This window comes from Deltaproteobacteria bacterium (genome assembly GCA_016874755.1).
Taxonomy (GTDB): domain Bacteria; phylum Desulfobacterota; class Binatia; order UBA9968; family UBA9968; genus DP-20.
The window spans coordinates 60,921-86,955 of the sequence record VGTH01000008.1 but is presented as its reverse complement, the minus strand read 5'-3'; the positions used below and the strand labels follow the sequence as shown (position 1 = coordinate 86,955).

Sequence of the window (26,035 nt, the reverse complement as noted above, 5' to 3'; positions counted from 1 at the left end):
CCAGCCGGTCGCCCCTACGGCTTCGGGGAAGATTCTGTGACTGTTTTTAGTTGCGCTAGACCTTTCTCGAAATCACCGCCAACCATCTTGTCTATGTCCATGAGTAGGTGAAACGCCTTTTTCATAAAGTCTTTCTCGAAGGGGTGCTTTTCGCCCATCATTTTCACGATGCGCGGATCTTTCATCACCTTCGCATTGACTTTATCCCGATGGGCGCGCGACTTGTAGACGACGTAGGCGAAGATAACCGTTTCACCGGGTTTTAACTTTACACTCTGCGGAAACGACGTGTACGTGCCGGCCTTCACGTCGTCGGCGAGGCACTCGACGTATTCAAGCGCGCCATGCTCACGCCAGACCTTCGCAGCTATTTGCGCCATACGGCGGTACGCAGCCAGGTTCTTCTTTGGCACCGGCAGCACAAAACCATCGACGTAGTTCATAGGATCCTCCCCTAATTCGATCAGTCTTACCTCACGCCCTTAATGCCTCGCCCCCAGGCAACAAACGCTAAGAAAATTCCAACCACCGCCGGTATGACTGCCATCGCGCGGTCTGGTGTCATAAGCGTAACCGCCACGCCACCGCTCATGATGATCAGCAAACCTGCAGCCGCCAGCGGCGTGAGCCCAGGCTTGATGCGCAACCACCACGGCAGAACCAAACCAAGCCCGCCAAGGATCTCGCAAATGCCGATGAAATAGAGAAACCAGGCGGGCATCGGCATCTGTTTGGTCATTTCCTCCATCGGCATGGTGAATTTCGAAGCGCCGGCGAAAATAAACAGCGCGGCGAGCAATGCTTGTATGATCCACAGCGCGATATTCATGATGGACCTGCCTGTTTACTGATTAGATCATGCTTCGAGCGGAATCCAGATCTCCATGCCGCCCATGCCGGTCTGCGGATTGAATCCCTCGGTGTAGCGCTCGAAGGCCGGCGCGTTTGCCGGCTTCAAGCCCGATTGGGGCACCCAGCTATTCCAGATTTTGTCAATGGTGTTTCCGATGGCAGAAACGTGCTCGCTGTGTGTGAAGACGGCATATTCCTGGGCAGCGAGACGCACAGCTCGAAAGTCGGTGGGCAACTTGCTGTCTTCCTTGACTTCGACACCAGTGAGATAATCAAATCCTTTTCCGGGGGAAAAGTTCCAGCACACGCCGTAAGAATTCTTCCCCACTTGTCCCGGCACTTTGCCGAGATGCTGCACAAAGCGCTCCCACTGCACCGGAATCTTGACGCGGCTCTCGAACGAGTAGCTTTCATTTAAACCGGTGATGCTCATCGCTCTGCCTTGCTCAAATCGCGGCGTTCCCAGCCCCATCGTCTGAGCGCGAATCACCGCTTCTCGCTTGCGCAACTCCGGCGTGAACTCGGTGCCGAAATCGTCCGCTTCGAAGATTTGCCGGATTTCGATCTCGCATTCTTCATCGTGGGGATTGGGACAGCGCCTGACCCATTCAATGGCTTCTTCTTTGGACTTTACTTGCCAGATCCAGAAGCCGGCGATCAGCTCTTTCGTCTCAGTAAACGGCCCGTCGATCACGGTGCGCTTGTTGCCGGAAAAGCGCACGCGCGCACCTTTAGAGCTTGGCTGAAGGCCCTCACCTGCCAGCATGATGCCGGCTTTAACCAACTCCTCGTTGTAGTTGCCCATGCCGGCGAGAAGTGTTTCGCTGGGCATCACTCCCGCTTCGGAATCTTTAGTCGCTTTGACGATGACCATAAATCGCATGGGACGACCTCCTTTCATATTTGCCTGTCTACACTAAGTAGTCGTTTGGGATCTACGAAGCTGTTCTAGGGGTTTACGGTTTCTCGTTTCGGCTTCGGGTGTGCTGGAAAGCTGTTCCATGATCGTGTTTGCAATGAGGCGATGCGATTTCCGCTCGATTGACTTTAAGTGCTTACTCGTTGCCGAGCGAAGCGAATGACGTGAGCGGCTATCTGCAGTTTGGTTCTTGATTAAACCGCGCCAGGCACTCGCCGCTTGAGATACTGCCCGATGGATTCCTTAGTCACGTTGGCGCGCGCCGCACCGTCCGGCCATTCCGATACGACATGGCCGCGGACCACCGTCATCACCGGCCAACCGGTCACATCCCAACCCTCGTAAACCGACCAGGGTGTAATCGTGTGTAGCAATTGCTTGGTGATCGTTGCGCGCCGCTTGAGATCGACGACAACAAGATCGGCATCGGCGCCGGGAATGATCGCACCTTTCTTCGGATACAAGCCAAATACGCGCGCGGTATTTTCGCTCGACACTTGCACCAATCGTTCCATCGTTAAGCGCCCTTTGTTGACACCCTCGCTCAACAACATTGGCAGCATGCCTTCCACGCGTGATGGAAAGCCGCTGATCGTCGTGAAAACGCTGTCGGTCGTCATCGACTCGCGCGTGCGCGTATGCGCCACGTGATCGCTGCCGGTGCAATCGATGGAGCCGGACGCGAGCGCGCGCCAGAGCGCGTCATGCGTCGAACGATCGCGCAGCGGCACGTTGATCTTCCAGGCGTCTTTGTGCAGCACCAGATAGTGGCTGCCGATCTGGCTGTAAACCGTCAAGCCTTCGGCCCGGGCTTTTTCGATTTCTGCGACTGTTTCCACACAGGTGCAGTGAACGACATAAACTGGGCAGCGCGCGACGTTTGCATAGTATAGATAAGTCCGCGCGTGCCCCGCTTCGGTAAACGCCGGCGAGCGATCGTCCCAGGCGCCCATTTCGGTACGGCCGGCGGCGATCAATTGTTTCTGTAAAAGCTGAGCTATCTCCCAATTTTCACAATGCAAAAGCGCAATCGCCGGCGCGCCCAATTTGGCGACGTGTTGAAAGACCGAGAAAATACTGCCGTCGTCAAACGCATAACCCGGCCACGATGGCTTCCAAGGACCTTGCATCTGCAAATGCAGTTTGAATGAGCTCATGCCGTGCTCTTTGGCGAGGCAAGGAATTTCCGCGACCTGCTCGTCGGTGCTGATGATCGGACTGAGAAAAAAATCGATGGCGGCGCTGCCCGACGCTTCATAATAATACGGCAGCGCCTTGGTGAAGCTCGGAATGTCCCCCGGACCTTTTATCTTGTCGGCACCGCCGGTCATCATGACGCTGAGCAGCATCATCCCCCAGCTCGTCACACCCGCCGCGGCGGCAGCACGCGTCTCACTCTGAAAATCATCAGCCAGGGGCCGGTGGCTGCCCAGATGACACTCGGGATCGATCACGCCGGGGATCAGATGCTTGCCGTTGAGATCGATCACGCGCTCGGCCGGTGGCAGAAAAGCGTCGGCACCCACGGCAGCGATCTTGCCGCCGACAACGGCGACGCCGCCTTCGATAGTGCTCGAAGGCGTGACGACAAGACCGTTTTTGAAAACCAAATCGGCGCTGGTGTTGGCCATGGATATTCCTCTCTTGAGTCGCATCGATCGGAGCAAGCCCAGCCGCTACGTACTATTTTGCAGTGAAAACTGTCAAACCGAATTCAGACTCACCACAGAGGCACGGAGGACACCGAGTTCGGTGAAGGAAAATAAGATCGGAGAGGACAAATTGTGTAGGTCGGAAGGGCGGGTTTAAAACCCGCCCCCTGCGTCGAAATTCTTTCTTGCGCCTTTTGCGTTTTTTGCGGCTATTCTTTTCTTTGGTTGCGGCTCTCCGCGCTGGGTGTTTCGTGGTTCCTTCTCTGTTGATCTCGGGGAACCCTCTTGATTAACCCGAACGACCGGCGCTACGGTGAAAGCCGATGACAAACACAGACATCTCTCTTCGCCTGGCGCGCCAAGCGGACGCCGCAACCATCGCCGCCATGTCGCGCGATTTGATCGAGTACGGCCTCGATTGGCGCTGGCGTTCGCCGCGCGTCTCCGCCAGCATTCACGCCAAGAACGTCAACGTGTTGGTCGCTTGCGCCGAGGAAAAGATCATCGGCTTTGCCATCATGCGCTACGGCGCCAACGATGCCCACTTAGACCTGCTCGCCGTCAAACCGGAGTTTCAGCGCACTGGCATCGGCGGTCAGCTATTACAATGGTTAGAAAAATGCGCTCTGGTGGCAGGCACGTTTAATATCGAGTTGGAGGTGCGCACCGACAACATCGCTGCGCAGAGTTTTTATGAACGGTTAGGATATCGCCCACTGACCAAGCTACCCGGTTATTATCAAGGCAAAGAAAGCGCTCTGCGCATGGGTCGCGACCTGGCAAGCAGGGCCAATTTCGCGGGGCGCACAACTACAAATCGATAGAAACATCCGATGCCCCGAGTAGAGACCGCAGGTCTCGTATCGAGGGGTTGAACGGTGTTCCCGCCTAGTGAAGCGTCGGCTTGGAGTCGTCGTCCTTGCCGCCGGGGATGACTTGAAATTTCTTCTTGAGCCGCGCCAGGCGTCGACGATCTTGATAGTCTTTGATCTTTTCACTGATGTTGAAGCCTTTGCCGCCGCGCAGATAGAGATAGCCGAACGCCATGCCGCCCAGATGCGCCAAGTGAGCGATGCCGCTCTGGCCCGAGCTAATGGCTGAATAGAGCGCAATGCCGCCGATGATACAAACGAAGTGCTTCATCTTCATCGGGAACAAGAAATAAAAATAGATAATCTGATTGGGGTAGATCAGCGCAAAAGCCATGAGCAGGCCATAGATGCCCGCCGACGCGCCGATGCTCGGCGCCACTTGGCCCGGCAAAAGCAGTGTATTCAAAATGCCACCGCCCAACACCGAGACGAAATAATATTTGAGAAAAAACTCGCTGCCCCAGCGATTTTCCAAAGTCCCGCCGAACATCCAGAGCGCCAGCATGTTGAACAGAATGTGGGACAGCCCGCCGTGGAAGAACTGATAGGTAAACAATTGCCACAGATAAGCCCTGTCCCAAACCAACGCCGGCACCAGGCCAAATAGCGAAATCACCCAGTCGGGCAACACCAGTTGCGCGACAAACACCGCAACATTGGCGATCAACAAGAACTTGACTGCCGGCGTCAGCTCGCCGCCACCGAAGCTAAATTGTTGTGTGCGATATTGCATGTTGGGTTAGCCTACCCCGAGCGTCGTGAATTTGGAAGCCATTGGGATTCACCACCAAGGACTCAACGCGGCAGCCGCAACCGAATCGGGCACGGGATTTAACCACAAAGAGCCCAGTGTGGTGGAGCCGCAACCGACCTCGGATAAGAGAGTCGAACCACAAAGATCACAAGGAAACACAAAAGGCGCTGCGCGCCCTTAGTGTCTTCGTGGTGAAGATTTTTTAGCCCCCGAGATACGCTTGCCGCACCAAATCATTGCCCGCCAACTCCGCCGCCGTCCCTTCCAGGATTACCGAGCCGGTTTCCAAGACATAGCCGCGATGCGAGATTGCCAGCGCCATGGCGGCGTTTTGCTCGACCAATAAGACCGTCACACCGGCACGATTGATGGCTTTGATGTTCTCCAAGATCTGCTCGACGATTTTTGGTGCCAGTCCCATGGACGGTTCGTCGAGCAGCAGCAGCCGCGGCTTGGCCATTAGCGCCCGGCCGATGGCGAGCATCTGCTGCTCGCCGCCGGACAGTGTGCCGGCGTATTGTTTCTGCCGTTCTTTGAGACGCGGAAACATCTGGAAAACAAAGTCGAGTTCCGGCCCAAGACTATTTTTCGCCCGCGTGTAGCCGCCGATCTGCAAATTTTCCAAGACCGTAAATCTCGGAAAGACTTTCCTACCTTCCGGCACATGCGCGACGCCGCGCCGGACGATTTCGTGGGGCTCCACCCCCGCCAACGATCTCTCTTCGAGCTCGACACTGCCTGCGCGCGGCCGGAGCAATCCCGACAAAGTCTTCAACGTCGTGGTTTTGCCGGCGCCATTGGCGCCGAGCAATGTGACCAGCTCGCCTTTTTCGATGGCGAAGGACACACCCTTGAGCGCGTGAATCGCATCGTAATAGACGTGGACGTTATTAACTTTCAGCATCGAATCCTGAACTCTGCAATCTGTAATTTGGAATTCGAGCGTCAGCGAGGAGGCTCCGCCCAGGCGCCGAGGTAGGCTTCAATGACTCGGGGATTCTTCTGCACTTCTTCGGGGACGCCCTCGGCAATTTTTTCGCCGTAGTCGAGCACATGCACGTTGTCGGAAACTCCCATGACGACGCGCATGTTGTGCTCGATCAAAAGAATCGCGCGCACGTGGCGCGCCAGCAATTCTTTAAATAGCGCCATCAACGACTGCGCTTCCGTCGTGTTCATGCCGGCGGTGGGCTCGTCGAGCAGCAGCAGCCTAGGCTCCGCCGCTAGAGCACGGGCGATTTCCAAGCGACGCTGATCGCCGTAGGACAACTGATGCGCCCATTCGTCTTCGCGGCCGCTCAAACCGGTCAATTCCATCAGCGCCATGGCCTTGCGGCGCGCCTCCGCTTCGCGCGCCAGGTAGCCGCGCGTGTGCAGCAGTATTTCGGCAAAACGGGTCGGCAAGCGCGCATGCATACCGACCAGAATATTTTCCAGTACGGTCATATGGCCGAACAGGCGAATATTCTGAAACGTCCGGCTAATGCCGACGCTGGTGATCTTGTCCGGCTTCAAACCGATCAACGAACGACTCTGGAAACGAATCTCCCCGCCGTCGGGAATGTAAAGCCCGGTCATGGTGTTGAATAAAGTGGTCTTGCCGGCGCCGTTGGGGCCGATCAACGACGCGATCATCCCCTCCTCGATGGCGAGGTTGACGCGGCTCAAGGCCTGCAAGCCGCCAAAGCGCTTGGAAATGTTCGTCAGTTCGAGAAGTGCCATGTCAAAACCCAATACTCCAACATTCCATCACTCCAGCTCTTCATCTCTTCCTCTGCGGCGGCAAGAACCCCTGCGGCCGAAAGATCATCATGACGATCAAGATCAAGCCGAACACCATGCGCTCATACTTTGCCGGCTCGAATTGCGCCGGCAGTTGGCTCCAGGCAAAGTCGCCGAGCAGCGGAATCGACAACACCGCGCCGCTCTGGCGCAAACCGTTCAGCCACAACGATAAACCTTTTAAGAGCTGCAGGTTCAACACGGTCACACCGGTGGCGCCGAGGATCGCGCCGGGCACCGAGCCCATGCCGCCCAAGATGACCATGGCGAGCACGCCGATGGATTCCATGAACGTAAAGCTCTCGGGATTGATAAACACCTGCTTGGCGGCAAACAAAACACCGACGGCGGAAGCAAACGACGCACCGACGGCAAAGCCGACGAGCTTCATCTTGACCACCGGAATCCCCATGGCCGAGGCGGCGATCTCGTCTTCACGAATCGCCTTCCAGGCGCGGCCGATGCGCGACTCTTCGAGGCGGCGCGTGACGATGACGATAACGCATGCCAGCGCCAACACGAGAAAATAAAAATAGAGCGGATAAAGCTGCGCCGGCGTGACTTGGATTCCCAGAACGTCGAGCAATGGCTGAAAAAACAGCGGCGGTTTGGTGATCGGCGTGATGCCGCGCGGCCCGTTGGTGAGATTGATCGGCTTATCGAGGTTGTTGACCAACGCGCGCACCACTTCGGCAAAACCCAGCGTCACCACGGCGAGATAATCGCCGCGCAGACGTAGCACCGGCAGGCCAAGCAGCACGCCGGTGGCGGCGCCGACGACCACGCTGAGCAAAAGAAAAATAAAGAACCAACCAGCCGACAGCGGAAAAAGTCCGCCGGCGATAAATTGATTGGCCTGGGGCGAGCCGAAAATTGCCCAGAGATAAGCGCCGATGGCGAAGAAGGCGACAAAGCCGAGATTGAGCAAGCCTACGAACCCGACGACGATGTTCAAGCCCAACGCCAGCGCGACGTAGATGCCCACCTGCACGGCGATTTCCAAGTAGTAGGGATTGACCACACCCAACGCCGGCATCAACACGAGCAATAGCAGCGCGCCGAGGGCGAGTTTCACTCTGGTTGGAATTTCGCCGACGTAAACGAAAAACAGCGAAGCTTCGAACAACAGAAAAGCCAGCACCGATTGCGGAAAAACGTAAACCAGCGCGCAGGTGGCGGCGATGTAGACGAGCAAGCCGGCGGTAGCGACGGGTATGCTCACGCGCGCTCCTCCCGCACTTTTTCGCCGAGCAGCCCCTTGGGGCGAAAGATCAGAATCAGAATCAACACGACGAAAGCGACGACGTCTTTATATTCTGCGCCAAACGCCCCGTCGGTGAAGATCGACAGGTAAGACGCCGCCAACGCTTCGAGCGTGCCAAGCAGCAGCCCGCCCAACATGGCGCCGGGAATATTGCCGATGCCGCCCAGCACAGCGGCCGTAAATGCTTTCAACCCCGGGAAGAAACCGCTGTAAGGGTTGACCAAACTATAATGAAGTCCGAATAAGACACCGGCGAGACCGCCCATGGCGCCACCGACGAAGAACGTCAGCGCGATCACGCGCTTGACCGGCACGCCCATCAGCGACGCGGTATCGGGGTCCTGCGCCACGGCGCGGATCGCCGCGCCCATGCGCGTGCGATTGACGAAGAGATACAGCCCGACCAGCATCGCCAGCGCCGTGCCGATGACCAAAAGCGATTTCACCGGCACGGTGAGATTGGCCGACAGCGGCACCGCGCGGTCGAGCGCCGCCATGGTGGGATAGGTCAAGTAGAAAGTGTTGCGCCACAAGCTCTCGAACAAGCGCAGCCCGTCCTGCAATAAAAACGACGCGCCAATCGCCGAGATCAGCGCCACCAGACGAGGCCCGCCCATGAGCGGCCGGTAAGCGACCCGTTCAAGTGCCATCGCGGCCAAGCCGCTGATCGCCATGGCCGCCATCACAATCAGAGCCAGCACAAACGCCGGGTGTAAAACCGTCAAGTTCCCCGAGCTTTCCAGCATGAAAAGAATCTCGACGCCGACAAACGCGCCGAGCACAAAGATCTCACTATGGGCGAAATTGATAAACTCGAGCACGCCGTAGACCATGGTGTACCCCAGCGCGATCAGGGCGTACATGAAGCCCAGCACCAAACCATCCACCAAGACTTGGGGGAGAATTTCGAGCGCGATATCCAAACGTCAAACCCTTTAAAAAGTTGCTCATGCTAACAGAACATTTTGTCGGTAGCTACAATTTGCGGTTTCGATGAGGTTGGTCGCGGCGGAACTAACCCTAAACCGACAAGATGCGGAAACGCCTTCACGAATTTAGAGAGCGGCGGATCAAGGCCTTCGAGCAGGGTGAAATCATCACTGCTGGCGACCTTCACGATTATCATTCTGAGCCGAAGGCGAAGAATCTGCCGATTGCGCCGGACGAACAAGCAGATGCCTCGCTTCGCTCAGCATGACACCGTACGGAATGTCGTTGCCAACACTGCCTCCGCAACGGAACGTAACAACAAGCAAATGATTTGTCGGTTTGGGACTAAAGATACACAAGGCAGCGATCACGGCACCAGAACAATCTTGCCGAAGAACTCGCTCCGTTCCATCACCTGGTGGGCCTGCGCCGCCTCGGCGAGGGCAAACACCTGCGACACCACGCCGCGCAGCTTGCGAGCGTTGACGAGCTTCATGATCGTCGGCATGTCTTCACGCGGGCGCATGCGAGTGCCAAGCAGCGACAGTTCCCGAGTCCAAAGCTGACCGAGGTGCAGCTCGACCCAATGGCCGGCCGTAACGCCTGAGTTAACAAAGCGGCCGCCATTGCGCAGGCTGGCGAAACATTCCTTCCAGACCGGCGCGCCGATGTGTTCGAAGAGCACATGCACGCCCTCACCGCGGGTTAGTTCGCGAACTTTTTTGCTGAACTGCGGGAACTCCCGGTAGTTGATGCCATCGTCGGCGCCCCACTCTTTCGCCTTGGCCAATTTGTCATTGGTGCTCGCCGTCGTAATGACGCGCGCGCCGGCGAGCTTGCCGATTTGCAAAGCAGCGCTGCCGATGCCGCTGCCGGCGGCCATGACCAACAAGTCTTCGCCGGGCTGCAGCCCGGCGCGGCGAATCAGCATGTTCCAGGCGCTGGAGAACGCAACCAGAATGCAGGCCGCCTCTTCGAAGGACATCCACTCGGGTTTCGGGTAAGCGTCCAACGCCGGCACGCGCGTGTACTCGGCATAGGCGCCGGTACGCGAGCGCGCGATGACCGCGTCACCGATTTTGAAATTGTTTACCCGCGCACCGACGCGCGCCACCTCACCCGCCACTTCCAAGCCAGGAATATAGGGCAGCGAAGGCTTGACGCCATGCGAGGCCTCCCGGGCGAACACATCGCGGCGATTGAGCGAGGTCGCCCGCACTTTAACAAGCAAATCTTCGGCGCCGATCTCCGGCTCCGGCAGATCGCCGTAAACCAGCGCGTCGGGATCGCCGGGATTGTTAATAAACGCAGCTTTCATGGCGCTTCCTTTATTTTTCACCACGAAGATCGCGAAGCGACACGAAGTTCGGAAAGACTCTTTTCTTACCTTCGTGTACTTCGTGTCCTCCTTCGAAAAGACGTGGTCGGAGCTTGGATCATCGCTTGACCGGGACCCCCTCGGAGCGTCACCGGTCTCAAGCCACAACTTTGGCATAAATTACAATCGGCGTGAGACGGTATCCTGGTGCGCATCAAAAAGCTCCCGCCTCGCGCAGCCGGCGGATTTCCTCCGCCGACAAACCCAAGAGCTCTTGCAGGACGTAATCATTGTCCTGACCGAGCAAAGGCGCATGGCGCCGTAGCTCGCCCGGGGTTTGCGAAAACTTCACGACGACGCCGGGGAGCGTTAAGCGACCCTGGCGCGGATGCTCTTGCTCGATGATCGAGCCGCGCGCCCGAAGATGGGCGTCCTTGGCGAGCATGGTGCCATTGGACACGCGGCCGGCTTTTACTCCCGCTCGTTGCAATATCTCCATGACTTCTTGAGCGCCGCGGGCTCGTGTCCAGCTTGAGATCAGCACATCCAACGCGTCGCGGTTGGTAACGCGCAGCGACACCGTCACGAACCGCCCATCGCGCCGCAGCGCTTCGTTATCTGTCGCGCGACAGAAGCGCGTCCATTCGTCGTCGTCAGCGACTGAGATCACGCACCACTCATCATCGCCTAGGCACGGGTAGCAGCCATGGGGTGCGCTCGTCTCGCTGCGATTGCCGAGCGGCTGCGGCACGCGCTGATGCACCAAGGCATCGAGCAGCGCCGGGCCGATCAGCGAAGCGGTGACTTCGCTTTGGGCGATATCGATGAGCTGGCCGGTGCCGGTGTTCTGCCGCTGATGCAGCGCCGCAAGCAGGACGTAGGCCATGTGAATCGACACAATGTAGTCGGGATAAGATGTTTGCGAGCCCACCGGCGCGCCATCGTCGGGGTGGTTCCAAAGATGCGACACGCCGGCAAATGGCATCAGGCTGGGCCCCCAACTGACGTAGTCCTTGCGCGGCCCGCTGCTGCCCAAGCCTTGCAGGCGGATCATGATGATGTTGGGTTTGATCGCCTTCAAATCATCGTAGGCCAAACCAAAGCGCTCCATCACGCCGGCGCTGAAATTTTCCACCACCACGTCGCTGCGCGCGATCAAACGGCGCGCCAGCTCTCTGCCTTCTGCGCTTTTGAGATTCAGCGTCACCGAGAGCTTGTTCTTGTTGTGGTCGGCGAACGGCAGCGACGCTTCGACGTCTTTGTTGCCCTCGCGAATGCGCCACAGGTCGGGCCGCACCGTCGACTCGACTTTGATGACCTCGGCACCGAAGTAAGCCAGCTGCATGGTGCCGTAGGGGCCAGCGACCATGTGGGTGAAGTCGGCGATGCGAATGCCACTCAGCGGCAGCGCACTCGGCGACAACATTGTCACCAGTGCATTCTGGAAATGGGCGGGTGCCGATTCTTTCAAGTGCATGCGCCCCAAGATCGCCTCATTGTCCTCGCCAATTGCCGGTGCGTGTTTGCGTAGGCGCCAGGAATCGATCTTGAAGGCCGGCCCCGGAAATTCCATGCGCCCATGTTGTGGATGAACCGCGCCGATAACGAAACCGCGCGCGCGAACATGCTCATCGCGCACGAAATCCAGCGGCGTGTTCACCGGCGCGCACGGGATGTGGCGCGCTTGCAACGCCTCGAAGACAGTTTGCTTGGGCAGATCTCTGACGAACTCGCCGACCACGCGGTCGACCACCGCGACATGTTTGCGCCGATAGACCGAGTCTTTGAACTCTGCGCCGGCAAGCGCCTCTGGCTTTCCCAGCCAATCGAGAAAGCGCTCCCAGCTGCCCACCTGTGAGTTGGTCACGAACATATGGACGAAGCCATCCCGGCAGCGATAGATCGTCCCCGGCGTGGCGAAGCGGTGCTGACTGCCCTCGCGGCGCGGATGGCCGCCGACATTGGCTGAGCGCGAGATGAGATTTTCCATGGCCGCAAGACAGTCGAACATCGAAACATCGAGATGCTGCCCCTGGCCGCCGTGGCGGACATGCCAAAGCGCGATCAGGATCGCCATCGCCGCGTGCGCCGCACCGACAAGATGTGCTTGTTGCCCCGGTGCGTTGACCGGCGGTGCCATGGGCTTGCCGCTCACGTACATGAGCCCACCCATGGCGAAGGCGACCAGATTGTTGGCGCGATAGTCGCGATAAGGGCCGCTTTGACCGAAGCCGGTGATCGATGTGTAGATGAGTCGTGAGTTGATGCGCCGAAGATCGTCGTAGCCCAGACCGATTTCCGACAGACTTCCGGGCGGTGCGCTTTCGATCAGCACATCGACGTTTTGCGCCAGCCGGAGAACCCTCTCGCGGCCTTGTGCGGTGTCGAGATCGGCCGTGATGCCGCGCTTATTAGCGTTAAAGTAGAGAAAGTGCAGGCTCCGCTCCGGCCCGCGCTGATCGTTAACGAACGGCGGCTCGCGCCGGCACGGGCTCCCCTGCGGCGGCTCGACTTTGATCACATCGGCGCCCAGATCGGCGAGCAGTTTGCCGCAGTACTCGCCTTCACAGCCGGCAAGTTCCAAGACTTTGACGTGCTCCAAAGCTTGCGGTCCCGCGGCATCCATGGGCAGGCCATATCACTCTGGGAGGGCATCGAACAAGACGGACCGACGACGATCGCTTGGCGGACATTTATTCCGCGGAGATGCTATAATTCCGAGGTCGTTCTTGGCTCACTATGCTTGCTAGATTCTCATAAGGCCCAGTGGTAGAGGTTAAATTCTCGAATGGCCGCGGCAACCGACAACAAGAACTATTTCGACCCCAAAGTCCTGGCGGGTATTTCCAACCTGTCGCTGCGCGCCCGTTGGGTCGTCGAGGGCATCATGTCGGGCATCCACAAGAGCCGCGCCAAGGGCTTCAGCGTCGAGTTCGAAGCTCATCGCGAGTACTCCCCCGGCGACGAAATCCGCCGCATCGACTGGAAAGCGCTCGGCAAATTCGACCGCTACATGATCAAAGAATACGAGGACGAAACCAACCTGCGCGCCCATTTGGTCCTCGATTCGAGCGCATCGATGGACTACGCCTCGGACGGCATCAGCAAGTTCGACTACGGCTGCACCCTGATCGCCTCGCTGGCTTATTTGATTTTGCGACAGCAAGACGCCGCCGGCGTGGTGACTTTTTCTAATAAGTTAGAATCGTTTTTGCCGCCGCGCGCCAAGCGCGATTACATGACGCAAATCGTCGGCGCGTTGGAGCAGCGCCGCCCCAAGGGCGACACCAACATCGGGAAAATTCTCGAGGACATCGCCGGGCAGATCAAACGGCGCGGCCTGGTGGTTTTAGTCTCCGACCTGCTCGATGAACCCGAGCAAATCCTCAAAGGACTGCGGCTGTTTCGTTTCAAAGGCAACGACGTGATTGTCTTTCATATTCTCGACCAAGCGGAGCTCGATCTGCCCTTCGACGGCAATATTCTGTTCGAGGACTTAGAGGAAGCAAATCTCAAAGTCATCGCCGATCCGAAAACCATCCGCGCTACTTACAAGCAGGTCGTCGAGGAGTTTGTTACGCAAATGCGCAAGGAGTGCCACGACAGCATCATCGACTATCAATTGATTTCGACGTCGACGCCGCTCGACCAGGCACTGGCGAGTTATTTGAGTTGGCGGGGATAGGCGGGAGATGTGTTTGATCGTGCCGAAAAACCTTGGGAATGCTTCGACGGGCTCAGCATGAACGGATTCTTGTTGAGAGGGTTCAGCTCCGATTCCGTTCGTCCTGAGCTTGTCGAAGGACTCCGAGGGAATTTTCAGCAGAATCGGAATGCACATCGGAGGCAGGACCGTAGCGATTGGGGTGGAACTCTGGAGGAGCGAAGGCATCAGCGCAAATCTCTCGGACCGCGTCCACGGAGCACGGTACCAGCTTTCGACCCCCGCAGTGCCATTCGCACAAAAGGGGCGACCAGCCGTTCGCCCCTACGGTTGCGGCGTCAAGGCGAAAATCTGTTGCCTTCATTCCGGAAGGGTTTTATCTCGCTCGACTTGTCGCGATGGCTGTGGGATTGACGTAAACGCCCATGTCGGTATTTTTTCTCCAGCCTCTCTACCTCTTCGGCTTACTCGCGGCCACGCTGCCGATCTTGATTCATCTGTTGAATCGCCGAAAGCTGAACCGCATTCGCTTCCCCGCCGTGAAGTTTATCTTGCTATCGCAAAAACGGATCTCGCGCAGCTATCGGCTGCGCCATTGGCTGCTGTTGGCGCTGCGCACCCTCGCCGTGGTTTTTCTCGCGCTGTTGCTGGCCAATCCGATTTTTCAAACCGGTGCGGGACTCTTCGCTGGCGGCGGCCCGGTGGCCTTGGTAATTTTGCTCGACAACTCGCTCAGCATGAAATGGGCCGGCGGCGGCGACGGTTTCAGACAAGCCAAAGAGGCGGCGCGTTTGTTAATCTCGAGCCTCAACGAGGGCGACCGCGCCGCGTTGATCGCGACGGACATCTCCGGCAAAGAAGCGCTGCGGCTCAAGGCCGAAAAAGACGTTCTGCTTAAAGAGCTGGAGCAGATCGAAATCGCCGACGGCAGCGCCAACCTCGACGCCGCGTTGGGCAAAGCCTATGAATTGCTCAACACACCGGCCGGGCAGAAAGAAATCCGCCTGATCACCGACATGGGACTCACCGGCTGGGACCGCTTTTCGATTTCGTCGCTCAAGACTTACGATCCGTCGATTCCGCTCAAAACCATTCGCGTGAGCAGCAAACAGAAGCCGCTCAACGCCACGGTGAAAGAGGTCCGCCTCGCCAGCCAAAGCGTCGGCGCCAACTTGCCATTGAACTTGGAAACCACCGTCGCCAACTTTAGCGACAGCGAAATCAAAGAGCTTTTGGTCCAGCTCACCATCGACGGCCAGAACAAAGAACAAAAACTCACGGTCGTGCCGCCGCGCGGCGAAACCAAAGTGAATTTTCAAACCCGGGTCGACGGCGCCGGCGGCCACACCGGGCAAATCACCCTGAAAAAAGACGGCCTTGCCGGCAACGCGCGCGTCAACTTCGCCCTCGATGTGCAGGACAAGATCAAGATCCTGCTGGTCGACGGCGACCCGCAGACTTCGCTGGTGCAGAGCGAGACTTTTTTCTTGAGCCGAGCTTTGAACCCCGCCGGCGATAAAGACAGCTCGTTGTTTCTGCCGACGATCATTATTCAAGACGGCTTGGCGGCGGCGGCGCTGGAGTCCTATCAAGTGGTCGTCCTGTGCAACGTCGCCAACCTGTCCGATGCGACGGTGGCCAAATTGCAAAGCTTCGTGCGCCAGGGCGGCGGTTTGTTGATTTTCGCCGGCGATAAGTTGCCAGCCGACCAATACAACCAAAAACTCGCGTCGTTTCTGCCAGCGCAGCTACGCGATAAAAAATTTGGCCCCGAGGCCAGCGGCGAAAAAATCGACAAAGTCGACGTCACGCACCCGGCCCTCCAAGGCTTCACCGATTCGCTGCTGCTAGAGTCTTTCAAGACAGTGCGCGTCTGGGGCTACACGCGCGCTTCGGCCATCGGCAAATCGACGTTGATCGCGCTCGCCAACGGCGATCCGTTGATGCTCGAACAGAAATCCGGCAATGGCCGGGTGATCTTCGTCACCACCAGCGCCGACCGCGACTGGAGCGACTTGCCGCTGAAAACCGCCTTTCTGCCACTGTTACAATCGCTGACCGCCCATCTCGCCGGCGGCAAGCGCGGCGCCATCGACAGCGGCATCGCCGTGGGCGAGACCAAAGAAATCTCCCTGCCGCCCACTGCGATCGGCAAGACTTTACGCGTCACCAAACCCAACAAGCTGGGCGCCGAAGTTTCCGTCGCCGCCGAAAAAGATCGCGCGGTAGCGCGCGCCGAAGTAAACGAGCGCGCCGGCATTTATCGCGTAAGTCTGCCGCCCGGCGTCGACAAAGGCAGCGCACCGCAGCTCTACGCCGTCAATCCGCCCTTTTTAGAGTCGCGATTGGATGAAATCAGCGAGCGCGAGCTGCAAGAAAAACTCCGCCCGGTGCGCACCGAGGTGATCCCGGTGGAAGCTTTGAACGAAGGCGGCCAACGCACCGACCTGGCGCTTCCGCTGCTGGTGTTGCTTATTGTAACGTTGTTGGGAGAGAGTTGGCTTTCGCAGCGCTTCTAGCAGCAATGGATAATTGAGGATGGATAATGGATAATTTCGCAATGCATCTAAAGGCGCCGTACCAACTTCGAACGAGCTCTCTGGATTCTGCCGTTATCCATTGTTCATTGTCCGTTATCCATTCGTAATTCTTATGCGTCGCAGAAAATTTCTTCGAGTCATCGCAAACAGTGCGCTCGCAGTCAGCGCGGTGCCGTCGCTCGCTTTCGCGAACCATCCGACGGACAAGCGTCACTTGCAGTTTGTCTTCGCTCAACTGAAATATCGCGGCGGCGATTGGAATCCCCACCCGTTGTCGGTGACGCCGCTGATGGAAGAGTTGATGGCGCGCACCAGCGTCGAGGCGGCGACCGTGCGCCATGAGGCGACGCTGCAGGACAAAGATCTGTTCAACTATCCGTTTCTCTACATCGCCGGCAAGTACGAGTTCGAGCCGTTCAGCCAAGACGAAGTCGAGGTGCTGCGCCGCTTTGTTTCCTACGGCGGCTTTCTCCTCGCCGACGACGCCCTCGGTCAGCAGGGCTATGGCTTCGACAAGTCGCTGCGGCGCGAGCTGCAACGTGTACTGCCCGGCAGCGAATTCAAGAAACTGCCGGTGGGCCACGCGGCGATGCGCAGTTATTACCTGGTACCCCGCGTCGGCGGCGTGCGCATCGTCAGTCCGCAGCTCGAGGGCATCACGCTGGGCACCTCGACGCCGGTGATCTATTGCCACAACGATCTCAGCGGCGCCTGGGAGCGCGACCAGTTGGGCAAATGGAGCAACCAGTGCACGCCCGGCGGCGAAACCCAACGGCGCGACGCTTTCCACACCGGGGTCAACTTGATTCTCTACGCCATGACTGAGAACTACAAAGAAGATTTGATCCACGTGCCGTTCATCCGCAAGCGCATGACCCGCTGAGCGATGCAGGACCTTCACCTCATAGGCAGTCTGCCAGGCTGGATGATCGCCGCCGCAGGGCTCGCGGCGCTGGCCCTGCTGATCCTGCAGTTCGTCAATTTGAAGCGCCGTCTCAAGCTCGGCCAAAGCATCTTCTTGACGCTCCTGCGCGCCTGCGTTTACTCCGTGCTGGTTTTCTTTCTCCTCGGGCCAGCTCTCATCGATAAGCGCGTGACTAAATTGCGCCGCCCGCTGACGGTGTTGATCGATAGCTCGCAGAGCATGGCCTTTCCCGCCACCAACAAACCGGGCAGCGACGGCAAATCGGGACCGAGCCGATTCGATCTCGTGCGCGCCAAGCTAACCGAGGGACAGGATGCGGCGATTCAAAAGCTCAGCCGCGACTACGATCTGCGGCTCTTTCGTTTCGGTGCGAGTCTCGAACCGATCGCAGCCACCGGCCTCGCGCAATTGAAGGCCCAGGACCAAGGCTCGCGTCTCTTGGAAATCTTGGAAAGCGTCAGCAAAGACGCCGCGGCGCAGACCGGCATCGTGCTCTTCACCGACGGCATCACCAACGGCGAAAGGAAATCGCTGGAGCACAGCCCGGCGCTGCGCGTTCCGGTCTTCGCCATCGGCGCCGGCGAGAGCGAGAGCTTCGCCGACGTGCGCATCGCCGAGCTGCGCGCGCCCGAGTTTGCGTTTCGCGGCCGCGAGTTCAAGCTTGATGTCATCGTTCAGGCGTCGGCGTTCAAAGGCAAAACCGTGCCGCTGAACTTCTACCGCGGCAAAAACTTGATCACCAGCAAAATGGTCGCCGTCGACGCCGACCCTTTCGAACAAAAAGTCACCCTCAGCTTCACGCCCAAGGAGCTCGGCACGCACAGTTTTTCCGTCGAGATACCGGCGCAGGCCGGCGAACAGATCGCGCAGAACAATCAAAAAGAATTTAAAGTCGACGCCCAGCGCGACAAGATTCGCGTGCTCACGCTGTCGGGCTCCCCGGCGTGGAACTATCGATTCCTGCGCATGGCGATAAAGCAGGACCCGCTGATCGAGCTCGTCTCCTTCGTTTTTCTGCGCACGCCCACCGACACCGTCGACGTGCCGGAGCATCGTTTGAGCTTGATCCCCTTCCCCATCGACGATTTGTTCAACGAAGAGCTGAAGAATTTCGACGTCGTCGTGTTCGACGATTTTTCCCATCGCTCCTATTTCAACCCCGTCTATCTCGACCGCGTGCGCGACTTCGTGCGCGACGGCGGCGCGCTGGCCATGTTCGGCGGCCCGCGTGCTTTCGATGCCGGCGGCTTCGCCGAAAGCTCGCTGCGCGAAGTGTTGCCGGTGGAAATCGACGGCAAAGGCACGTTTCAAAACACCGCCACCGTGCGGCCGGCCTTGACTCCGGCCGGCAAAGCCCATCCGCTGACACGCTTGCTGCCCGATCCGAAAAGCAACGAAGAGGCCTGGAGCAAGCTGCCGGCGCTGAATGGCTACAACGCCGTGCGCGCCGCGCGCGGCGAAGTCTTGCTGACCACCGGCAGCGACGGCGCCGGCGCGCCACTGCTCGCCGTCGGCCGCTTCGGCAAGGGGCGGACGCTGGCGTTGTTGAGCGATGATGCCTGGCGCTGGAACTTCATCTCCGTCGGCAACAAAGAGACGCCGCAGCACCACTTAAAATTAATCCGCCAGTCCGTGCGCTGGCTGGCGCAGGAGCCGTCCTTCGAACAAGTTCAATTGCGCGCCATTCCGACGGTCAAGCCGGGCGAGAAAACCGCGATCAAACTGCGCGTCTTGAAAGACGACTTTTTGCCGACGCGCCAGGCCTCGGTGCAGCTCCGCGTGTTTGGCCCCGAGGGCGAACCGACGTTGCTCGCGGCGACATCCGAACAAGAAGAAGGCGAATACAGCGCCGACTTCACGCCAACCCGCGAGGGCACCCACCGCGTCGAAGCCGAAGCCAGCATGGGCGGCAAAGTTCTCGGCAAAGACAAAACCAGCTTTGGCGTTGCCTTCGCCTACGGTGAAACCGACGACGGCCGGCCGCGCCCCGATCTGTTAAAGAAAATCGCCGAAGCGAGCAAAGGCGAGTTCATTCCGCTAAGCCAGTGGAACGACAAAACCCTCGAACGCATCGCCGCCAAGCTCGAAACCATCGCGCCGTCGGAAATCGTCGAGCAGCGCCAAACCAAGCTGTGGAACAACTTGTGGCCCTTCGGCATCATTCTCGGCTTGCTCAGCGTCGAATGGTGGATGCGGCGGAAGTGGGGACTGATTTAGAATACGTTCCGGGTTTCGGGTTTCGGGTTCAAGATGCTGAATAGGCTGTTGGTTGTCCGGATCCCAACCCGAAACTCGAAACCGCAAAAACGCGCGCAGCACGGTGAACTGCAAACCCTACATTTTCGCTCTAATCGTCGCGACGCTAAGCTCACTCGGCGGGCAGGCGCGCGCCTTTGCCTTCTGCCACGAGATGGACGTGGTCTCGCGGCCGCAGCTGCGCCTGGCGGCGACCAACACGCCAACCGCGCCGGTGACGGTCGAATGGCTCGGCCACTCGACGTTTCAAATCACCTCATCGAAAGGCACGCGGATTCTCACCGACCCGCACGGCGCCTTCGACCTGCCGCGGCCGACCCTGCCGCAGCACATCGTCACCACCAGCCACCAACACGGACCGCACAGCAGTGTGCACATGGCGCCCGGCACGCCGGTAATCTTGCATGGCCTGACAACGGGCGGCGAGAACTGGCAAAAAGTTTACACGACGATTCGCGATGTGTCGGTCTACGTCGTGCCGGCCTATCACGACAAAAGCCGCGGTATGCAGCGCGGCAAGAATGCGATTTTCGTTTTTCGCGTCGACGATATTTGCATCGCCCACTTGGGCGACCTGGGGCATGTGCTCACGCCCGATCAGCTCAAGATGATGGGGAAAATCGACATTCTGCTCGTGCCCATCGCCGGCGGCTACTACACCGTCACGCCGAGCGAAGCACGCGAGCTGACCTATCTCGTCAAGCCGAAAATTGCGATTCCAAAACACTTTTGGTGGGAACAGGCGGTGCATGAATACGCGCAGGGCATGCCTAAAGTAAAAATGCTCAACACGCCGCTCCTGCGCATCGCGAAGTCGGAGCTGCCGCCTCCGACCGAAGTATTCGTCATGCCCTGGGGGCACCGCTAGTTATCTACGGCCGTATTGTTTGTAGGGACAGGTCGCGACCTGTCCCTACGTGGTTCGAGCAACCGCAGGATGGGTTGAGCGCAGCGATACCCATCGATGCCGGGGGTGGGTTACGCCGCGGCCGGCTAACCCACCCTACGACGCGCTACGCAATCTTCATATCCGCGCCCATGACCTTTTCGTCAGGGCGCGTCTTCCGGCGCAGAATGACATCGATGTTCCTTTGAATCTTGTGATCTTAATGGTTAATCAAAACCCGGAGGGCGGGTTTCAAACCCGCCCCTACAAATCTTTTTTGCGTTCTTTGCGTTCTTTGCGGTTAAATTCTCCGGGTTCCGAACACAACACAAAATCTTTTTTGCGCCTTTTGCGTTTTTTGCGGCCAATCTCCCATCATATCTTCGGCCGCTTCGTGTGCCAGTCGGTCTCGTTCTGATACGCCGCCGCTGCATTGAGCACCGTCTGATCGGTGAACCATTTGCCGACGAGCTGCACGCCCATCGGCATGTTTTCCGGGCTGATGCCAATCGGCAGCGAGCAGCCAGGCAAGCCGAGCATGCTCGGGAAGCGCAGCATGTTGGAATGGTTGGTGCTCACATGGCGCGCGTCATCGCCGTTGCCCTTGAGCCCCTCGGACAATAACGGCGCGATGCGGCTCGTCGTCGGCGTGGCGATGATCGCAACTTTATCGTAGGCCGCGCGCACCGCTTCGCGAATGCGCTGGCGCGCCCGCTGCGCGGTCAGATACTCCGACGCGCTAATGGTCAATCCGACGGCGATGCCACGCGCCACATGGGGCACGTAGTCGTGCGCGTGCTGACGAAACCAAATGCGATTGATGCCGCCGCTTTCGGCCGAGCTGGTGAAATTGGAAGTCATCGCCGCGTAGCGCAGCTCCGGCACGTCGAAGTCGACGAGCTCGGCGCCCGCGCTGGCGAAAACCTTGAGCGCCGCTTCGAACGCAGTTTTGACATTGGGCGTGACGCTTTCGAGAAAATTTCTCAAGACGCCGATCTTGAGCCCTTTGATGTTGCTGTCGAGGCGGGCGGCGTACTGCGGTGTCTCCTGCGGCACGCTAGCGGGATCGCGCCGGTCGAAGCCGGCAACTACATCCAAGCCCAGGCAAATGTCTTTGACGGATCGCGCGAACAATCCGGCGTGGTCCTGGCTCCAGGCGCCGCGAAACGATCCGGTGCGGCTGATGATGCCAAAGGTCGGCTTGAAGCCGACCACGCCGCAATAGGACGCCGGCCGGCGCACCGACGAGCCGGTCTCCGTGCCGTAGGAAAGCGGCCCAATGCCGGCAGCCACCGCGGCCGCCGAGCCGCCGCTCGAGCCGCCGGCGATGCGCTCGACGTTCCACGGATTGTGCACCGGGCCAAAATGCGACAGCGTCGACGTGCCGCCGTGGCCGAACTCGTCGAGGTTAGTTTTGCCAAGATTAATCGCGCCCGCCGCTTTCAATTTTTCCGCCAGCGCCGAGTCGTGCTCGGGAATCCAATCGGCAAAGATTTTCGAGCCGCCGGTCGTGCGCATGCCGGCGGTTTCAAAAAGGTCTTTGATCGACACTGGCACGCCGTGCAGCGGCCCGCGATAAGCGCCACGGGTGATTTCTTCGTCCGCTCGTTTGGCCTGCGCCAGTGCGCCGTCGCGATCCACCGTGATGAACGCATTGAGCTGCGGTTCGAACTGGTCAAGCCGTGCCAGCGCGGCGCTGACCACTTCGCTCGCCGAAACTTTCTTGCTCGCGATCAGCCAGGAAAGATCGGTCAGGTTCATTGCGAGAACGTCGCCGTCGGCCATGGTCACACCTTCCCGCCTTCCGGCTGCGTTTGTTGGGAAAACCACGGTGTGTTCTTGCAGAACTCTTCGAGCTCGGCCACCACCCGTTCGATGTCGTCGACTTCGGCGAGAATTTCATCGATATCGGCCGGCGAAAATTCCACGCCTTGCAGCATGGCGAGGCGGTGCGCATGTTTTTCTTTCAGGTCCATAGGGTCCCTTTCGTCAGGAAGCGCGTTGATAAATTATTAGAAATGTCTATTAGATTTCCCGAGTAGGAATCAACACCTCGGTTGACGCGGGGAACGCTCATGATCAAGCTCAAAGACTACCGGGTAAGGCCAGGCCGCAAGGTGCGCCTCGAAGATTGGGATGCCGACGACAAATCGGCATCGCCCGATGCCAAAGAAATAGACAAGGAGAATCTTTCGAAGATTTCCGCCCGGCTCGACGAGCTGCAGGATGTGCTCTACGCGGAGCATCAGCGCAGTCTTTTAATCGTGCTCCAGGGCATGGACACCTCGGGCAAAGACGGCACCGTGCGCCATGTCTTCAATCAAGTCGATCCCCTCGGGGTCCGCGTGGTTTGTTTCAAAGCGCCCAGCGAGGAAGAAAAGGATCACGATTTTCTCTGGCGCGTGCATCGCCAAGTCCCCGGCAAAGGCGAGATCTCGATTTTCAACCGCAGCCACTACGAAGACGTGCTGATCGTCCGTGTGCATAATTGGATCGATGAAAAAGTCTGCCAGCAGCGCTACAAGCAGATCAACCAATTCGAGCGGCTGCTCGCACGCAGCGGCACGACCATCGTCAAGTTTTACCTGCACATCAGCAAAGACGAGCAGAAAAAGCGCCTTCAGGAGCGGCTCGACAACCCCAAGAAGCAGTGGAAGTTCAACGTCGGCGACCTGGCCGAGCGCAAGCTCTGGCGCGATTATCGGAGCGCCTACGAAGCCGCGCTCAGCGCCACCTCCACCGATTGGGCGCCCTGGTACGTCGTGCCGGCCAACTCCGAGATCAATCGCAATCTCTTGATCTCCCAAGTGCTGGTGCGAACTCTGCAGAAACTGGATCTAAAACATCCCAAACCCAAGCAGCCGCTAAAGGGGATCGTCATCGAGTAATAGCACTTAGCCAAATTAAAGGAGTTCCATGAGATTCATATCATTCTTCAGTGCGTTGGCCGGTTTGCTCGCTGCGACGTTAGTCAGCGCCGCAGAAACCAAGCCGGATTGGAAAGCCGAATGGGACCGCACCGTGCGCGCGGCCGAACAAGAGGGTCAGGTGACGGTCTCCATCGGCAACTACGGTCCGATCATCGATGCCGGCGTGTTTCAGAAAGCCTTCCCCAAGATCAAAGTCAATTACATGTCCGGCGCCGGCACCGATCTGACCCAGCGCATCACCGCCGAACGAAGAGCCGGCAAGTATTTGGTCGATGTCTACAACGGCGGAGGTATCTCACTCTACACCATGCTGTACCAAACCAAGACGCTCGACTCGATCAAGTCGGCACTGATCCTCCCGGAAGTGACCGACATGACCAAATGGTGGGAAGCCAAGCACAAGTACGCCGACAAAGAGGGCGAGCACATTTTCGTTTACGAGGGCAATGTCGCCGCGGGTGCCGGCGCCGGCTACAACACACAGCTCGTCGACCCGCGTGACTACAAAACCTACTGGGATTTTTTGAATCCCAAACTCAAAGGCAAGATCATCTCCAGCGACATCCGCAGAGTGCGCGGCGCGGGCATTCCCTGGCAGTTTCTCTATTACCATCCCGAGCTCGGGCCCAAATATCTGCGCCGTTTGTTCGGCGAGATGGACGTGACGATGACTGCCGACTTTCGTCAAGCCGTCGATTGGCTCGGCGCGGGGAAATACCTGCTCTGCTTGCCGATCCAAGGCGGACAGATTTTCAAAGCCAAGAACCAAGGCCTACCGGTGGATCAGTTTGAACCGTTTCACTTCAAAGAAGGCGTCAACCTTTCTTCCGCCTTCGGTTCATTGTCGATTCTTAACCGCGCACCGCATCCCAATGCGGCGAAGGTCTTTGTCAATTGGCTGCTGTCGCGCGAAGGCCAGACGCTGTTTCAAAAAACCATCACCACGCCGGGCGACGCGCGCAACTCGCGCCGCATCGATGTGCCGAAAGACCACGTCCCGCCGAACGAGCAGCGGCGCGACAAGCTGAACTACTTCGACACCGAAGACCCGAACACGAAGGATCTCGGCCCGCTGATGAAACTGTTGGACGAAGTGCTCGGCGATAAGAAATAGAAATCGCCACCACGGTGCACTAGCAGGCCGACTGGCGCAAGAATCTTGCGGCAAAGAGTCCGGCTTAGCCATTCTTAGGCGGGTAAACGTTCGTCATCCGATTTGGATTGCCGGGCCAATCCGAAGTTGACAGCAAGGCGCCATCGCAGATAGTGTCCGGGGTGAAAGCTTAATCGAAAGGTTTGCTCGCAGGAGAAACGCTATGAGTCAACCTGAACCACGCGGCGCCGCGCATTGGATCGATCATTTTGTCGTCGGCACCAACAATATGGGGGCTTGGGTCGATTGGGCGGTAAACGCCACCGGGATTACGCGCCGGCCGATTATCGGATTGACCACCGAAGCGCGCAAACGCAACATTAAAATTACATCTTTCCTCTGGTGGGAAGGCGGCTCCTGCCGCATCGGCGCTTTTTTGCAGCCGGAAATCTATCCGCCGGCGCAGGAGCTTGGCAAAGAGCTGCCGCGCTGCGGCTTTTATATCCGGCCGGAAGACATCGACATGCACCTGCGCCGCCTCGACAAGCATAAGATTCCCCATACCAACGCGATCAAGACCGCAGCCGATGGCGAAGAAGGGACCATGATTGTTTTCGCCGACCCGGACGGCAACCAGTGGGAGTTTTGGGCGCCGACGCAGATGCCGGAAGGCGCCATGGAAATTTGTACCGACGAAAAAGTCGGCCGCATTAGCCATTGTGTCTACGGCGCGCGCGACCTCAAACGTAACCAGGCGTTCTTTGAAAAATACTGCGGCCTCGAAGCAGAGCAAAATTCCAAGACTGCGGAGGGCACGCTGGTTTTACGTCTGCGCGCGGGCGCGCGCTTAGTTTACAAGCTGGTCGACAAAGTCGACGAGCGCGTCTCCGGCCACGGCACCTGGTGGGACATGCACACGGCGCTCACCGTGCGCGATGAGGAGTTTCTTCCCAACTACCACCGGATGTGGAACGGCATACCGGAAGAGAAAGCCTACAAGGCCGACATCAATCTGACGCTGCAAGAACAAGAAGCGCTGCCCGCGCGCACGGGACTGCACCGCAGCCCGGTTGGCCTGCGCTGGAAAGAGATCTGCAGCCGCGGCGACGAGTTTTACGACTGGGACTGTCACTCTTTTCATTTCATCGGCGGCAAGCCGCTGAGCCCCAACAATTCGCTGGCGCGCTACGAAGCGATCGAACAGGAAGAGTATTTGCTGGCCCTCGCTGAGTCGATCGGCAAAAGCAAACAGCCCGACCTGATGAAAGGTTTAGGCAACGAGAATCCGTTTAACGTTTGATTTGGAAGAATTCCTCTGAGACGCAAAGTATCTGGAGTTTGGAAGAAGAATCAACCAAGAAAAACACGCAACACGCAAAAATTTTTATGTCAATCTTT

Annotated in this window: 22 protein-coding genes; 9 read left to right on the top strand and 13 right to left on the bottom strand. The window is 58.4% G+C overall.

The window, feature by feature from the left end; genetic code table 11:
* Positions 1 to 14 precede the first annotated feature (14 nt).
* The 4 genes from FJ145_06980 to FJ145_06965 form a co-directional block, all read right to left on the bottom strand.
* Positions 15 to 443 (bottom strand): DUF1428 family protein, encoded by a 429-nt coding sequence (locus FJ145_06980; protein ID MBM4261173.1) that lies wholly within the window; start codon positions 441 to 443, stop codon positions 15 to 17.
* 26 nt (positions 444 to 469) lie between these two features.
* Positions 470 to 829 (bottom strand): DoxX family protein, encoded by a 360-nt coding sequence (locus FJ145_06975; GenBank protein ID MBM4261172.1) that lies wholly within the window; start codon positions 827 to 829, stop codon positions 470 to 472.
* Between the two features lie 27 nt (positions 830 to 856).
* Positions 857 to 1,735, bottom strand: coding sequence for a hypothetical protein (locus FJ145_06970; GenBank protein ID MBM4261171.1), 879 nt, complete (start codon positions 1,733 to 1,735; stop codon positions 857 to 859).
* Between the two features lie 230 nt (positions 1,736 to 1,965).
* On the bottom strand, positions 1,966 to 3,426 hold the full coding sequence (locus FJ145_06965; protein ID MBM4261170.1) for an amidohydrolase family protein: 1,461 nt from the start codon (positions 3,424 to 3,426) through the stop codon (positions 1,966 to 1,968).
* A 320-nt stretch (positions 3,427 to 3,746) separates the two neighbouring features.
* On the opposite strand from FJ145_06965, the gene FJ145_06960 reads away from it, so the two are divergent.
* Complete coding sequence (locus tag FJ145_06960) at positions 3,747 to 4,247, top strand: GNAT family N-acetyltransferase (GenBank protein ID MBM4261169.1); 501 nt, start codon at positions 3,747 to 3,749, stop codon at positions 4,245 to 4,247.
* A 64-nt stretch (positions 4,248 to 4,311) separates the two neighbouring features.
* Here FJ145_06960 and FJ145_06955 read toward each other — a convergent pair whose 3' ends face one another.
* The 7 genes from FJ145_06955 to FJ145_06925 form a co-directional block, all read right to left on the bottom strand.
* Positions 4,312 to 5,028: a rhomboid family intramembrane serine protease gene (locus FJ145_06955; protein ID MBM4261168.1), complete on the bottom strand. Its 717-nt coding sequence runs from the start codon at positions 5,026 to 5,028 to the stop codon at positions 4,312 to 4,314.
* A 223-nt stretch (positions 5,029 to 5,251) separates the two neighbouring features.
* Complete coding sequence (locus tag FJ145_06950; GenBank protein MBM4261167.1) at positions 5,252 to 5,953, bottom strand: ABC transporter ATP-binding protein; 702 nt, start codon at positions 5,951 to 5,953, stop codon at positions 5,252 to 5,254.
* A 41-nt stretch (positions 5,954 to 5,994) separates the two neighbouring features.
* Positions 5,995 to 6,771, bottom strand: coding sequence for an ABC transporter ATP-binding protein (locus FJ145_06945; protein ID MBM4261166.1), 777 nt, complete (start codon positions 6,769 to 6,771; stop codon positions 5,995 to 5,997).
* A 40-nt stretch (positions 6,772 to 6,811) separates the two neighbouring features.
* Entirely contained in the window at positions 6,812 to 7,867 is a 1,056-nt protein-coding gene (locus FJ145_06940; protein ID MBM4261165.1) for a branched-chain amino acid ABC transporter permease, read from the bottom strand.
* Between the two features lie 182 nt (positions 7,868 to 8,049).
* Entirely contained in the window at positions 8,050 to 9,012 is a 963-nt protein-coding gene (locus tag FJ145_06935) for a branched-chain amino acid ABC transporter permease (protein ID MBM4261164.1), read from the bottom strand.
* Between the two features lie 380 nt (positions 9,013 to 9,392).
* Complete coding sequence (locus FJ145_06930; GenBank protein ID MBM4261163.1) at positions 9,393 to 10,520, bottom strand: zinc-binding dehydrogenase; 1,128 nt, start codon at positions 10,518 to 10,520, stop codon at positions 9,393 to 9,395.
* Between the two features lie 37 nt (positions 10,521 to 10,557).
* Positions 10,558 to 12,969 carry a CoA transferase gene (locus FJ145_06925; GenBank protein ID MBM4261162.1) on the bottom strand — a complete coding sequence of 804 codons (2,412 nt, stop codon included), beginning with the start codon at positions 12,967 to 12,969 and terminating at the stop codon, positions 10,558 to 10,560.
* A 162-nt stretch (positions 12,970 to 13,131) separates the two neighbouring features.
* Between FJ145_06925 and FJ145_06920 the strand changes: the two genes are divergently transcribed.
* From FJ145_06920 to FJ145_06900, 5 genes are all read left to right on the top strand, one after another.
* Positions 13,132 to 14,028: a DUF58 domain-containing protein gene (locus FJ145_06920; GenBank protein MBM4261161.1), complete on the top strand. Its 897-nt coding sequence runs from the start codon at positions 13,132 to 13,134 to the stop codon at positions 14,026 to 14,028.
* Between the two features lie 404 nt (positions 14,029 to 14,432).
* Positions 14,433 to 16,526: a VWA domain-containing protein gene (locus FJ145_06915; protein ID MBM4261160.1), complete on the top strand. Its 2,094-nt coding sequence runs from the start codon at positions 14,433 to 14,435 to the stop codon at positions 16,524 to 16,526.
* Positions 16,527 to 16,659: 133 nt separating this feature from the next.
* Positions 16,660 to 17,430 (top strand): DUF4159 domain-containing protein, encoded by a 771-nt coding sequence (locus FJ145_06910; protein MBM4261159.1) that lies wholly within the window; start codon positions 16,660 to 16,662, stop codon positions 17,428 to 17,430.
* A gap of 3 nt (positions 17,431 to 17,433) precedes the next feature.
* Complete coding sequence (locus FJ145_06905; protein ID MBM4261158.1) at positions 17,434 to 19,689, top strand: hypothetical protein; 2,256 nt, start codon at positions 17,434 to 17,436, stop codon at positions 19,687 to 19,689.
* 103 nt (positions 19,690 to 19,792) lie between these two features.
* The gene (locus FJ145_06900) at positions 19,793 to 20,596 is read left to right on the top strand and encodes an MBL fold metallo-hydrolase (GenBank protein MBM4261157.1); all 804 of its coding nucleotides are present in this window, start codon (positions 19,793 to 19,795) and stop codon (positions 20,594 to 20,596) included.
* 393 nt (positions 20,597 to 20,989) lie between these two features.
* On the opposite strand, the gene FJ145_06895 is transcribed toward FJ145_06900, so the two are convergent.
* Positions 20,990 to 22,399 carry an amidase gene (locus FJ145_06895; GenBank protein ID MBM4261156.1) on the bottom strand — a complete coding sequence of 470 codons (1,410 nt, stop codon included), beginning with the start codon at positions 22,397 to 22,399 and terminating at the stop codon, positions 20,990 to 20,992.
* 2 nt (positions 22,400 to 22,401) lie between these two features.
* Entirely contained in the window at positions 22,402 to 22,590 is a 189-nt protein-coding gene (locus FJ145_06890) for a hypothetical protein (GenBank protein ID MBM4261155.1), read from the bottom strand.
* Positions 22,591 to 22,689: 99 nt separating this feature from the next.
* Here FJ145_06890 and FJ145_06885 point away from each other — a divergent pair, with 99 nt between their 5' ends.
* The 3 genes from FJ145_06885 to FJ145_06875 all read left to right on the top strand — a co-directional run bounded on the left by FJ145_06885 (position 22,690) and on the right by FJ145_06875 (position 25,937).
* Entirely contained in the window at positions 22,690 to 23,502 is an 813-nt protein-coding gene (locus FJ145_06885) for a polyphosphate kinase 2 family protein (GenBank protein ID MBM4261154.1), read from the top strand.
* 28 nt (positions 23,503 to 23,530) lie between these two features.
* Positions 23,531 to 24,658, top strand: coding sequence for an extracellular solute-binding protein (locus FJ145_06880; protein MBM4261153.1), 1,128 nt, complete (start codon positions 23,531 to 23,533; stop codon positions 24,656 to 24,658).
* Positions 24,659 to 24,860: 202 nt separating this feature from the next.
* Complete coding sequence (locus FJ145_06875; protein ID MBM4261152.1) at positions 24,861 to 25,937, top strand: VOC family protein; 1,077 nt, start codon at positions 24,861 to 24,863, stop codon at positions 25,935 to 25,937.
* Positions 25,938 to 26,035: the final 98 nt, after the last annotated feature.